1 protein-coding gene and 1 pseudogene are annotated in these 1,367 nt (G+C 70.1%); one reads left to right on the top strand and one right to left on the bottom strand.

The features are described 5' to 3' along the window. The coding region (gene hflK, locus AX685_RS16500; protein ID WP_066490613.1) for a protease modulator HflK at positions 1-1,049 on the bottom strand (1,049 nt) is incomplete at its 3' end. A 73-nt stretch (positions 1,050-1,122) separates the two neighbouring features. On the opposite strand from hflK, the pseudogene AX685_RS16495 reads away from it, so the two are divergent. Then, a pseudogene (locus AX685_RS16495) lies at positions 1,123-1,367 on the top strand (chromosome partitioning protein ParA); the annotation flags it as partial.

Below are 1,367 nucleotides of genomic sequence, written 5' to 3'. Positions count from 1 at the left end.
CCCTCGCCGAGCGGCAGATAGGGCGTCACGCCGGGCGTCTCCACGATCGTCTTGTTGGTCCTGGCCAGTACGGCCTCCATCGTCTCGTAATACATGCGGCGGCGCGTCACCTCGGGGGCGAGGCGATATTGCTCGTACACCTGGTTGAACGCCGACGCCTCGCCCTGCGCGCGCGCGATCACCTGCTGCGAATAGGAGCGCGCGTTGTTGAGGTTGCCGACCGCTTCCTGCTGCGCGGCGGTGACGGCGTTGAAATCGTCGGCCAGCTGGGGCGGGGCGGATGCCTGCTTGATCGACACGCCCTGGACGCGCACGCCCGCTTCGTAGCTGTCGAGGATTTCCTGCATCATCTGCGCCACGCGCGCCTCGATCGTGGTGCGGCCCGCGCCGATCGCCTCGTTCAGCGTGGTGGTGGCCAGCACCGCGCGCATCGCGCTTTCCGCGGTGGCGCGCACGGTTTCCTGCGGATCCTTGATCTCGAACACGTAATCGCGCGGGTTGGAGACGCGCCAGCGCACGGTATAGGCCAGGTCGATGATGTTCTGGTCGCCGGTCAGCACCATCTCCCCGCCTTCCTGCGGGAATTCGTCGGTGCGTACCTGTTCGACGTCCACCTTCGTCACGTTGACGATCGGCGCGGGCAGGGTGAGGCGGATGCCCGGTTCGAGTTCGCCGGCGTAGCGCCCGAAATAGGTCACCACGCCGCGCTGCTGCGGGCCGATCTGGTGGAAGGACGTGAGCAGCAGCCACAGCCCGACCAGCAGCGCGATGCCGATCAGCCACAGCATCCGCGCGTTGGCGCCCGCCTGCCACTGCGGGCCGCCGCCACCGCCGAACCCGCCGCCGCCGTTGCCGCCGCCGCGCGCCTTCTTGAGGAATTCGTCGAGCGCGGTGGGCTTCGCCGCGGGGCGGCGCCCGCCGCCGGGGGGCGTCGACCACGGGTTTCGCGGGCCGGCACTGTCGTCCCCGCCGCCGCCCCATGGGCCATTGTCATTGTTGTCGGCGGCAAGGATGATCGGGCGCCGGAGCCAGCGTCGCAGGATGGTCATATCCGCCTTTATAGGAGCGGCGCGCCCGAAAAACAGTGCCAAGCCGCACGAGCGCGCGTAACGGATCATGTCCATGAGCGAAATGCAGGTGAAGGACGCGGTGCGCGCCGTCGCGGGCGACCGTGCGACGGTGCGGATCGAGGGGCAGCGGATCGGCGTGGTGGTCGATGCGACCGGGCTGGACGCGACCGCGCGCGACGCGCTGGAGGCGAGCGTGCGGATGGCCGCGTCGCTGCCCGGACATGAGGTGCGCGTGGTCGTCACCGCCGAGCGGGTGGCGCGGCGGATCGTCGCGGTCGCCAGCGGGAAGGGCGGGGT

The organism is Sphingomonas sp. CCH9-F2, assembly GCF_001556735.1.
Lineage (GTDB): Bacteria > Pseudomonadota > Alphaproteobacteria > Sphingomonadales > Sphingomonadaceae > Sphingomonas > Sphingomonas ginsenosidimutans.
Note: the sequence above shows the minus strand (reverse complement) of the source record. Positions and strands in the feature narration are given on the sequence as shown.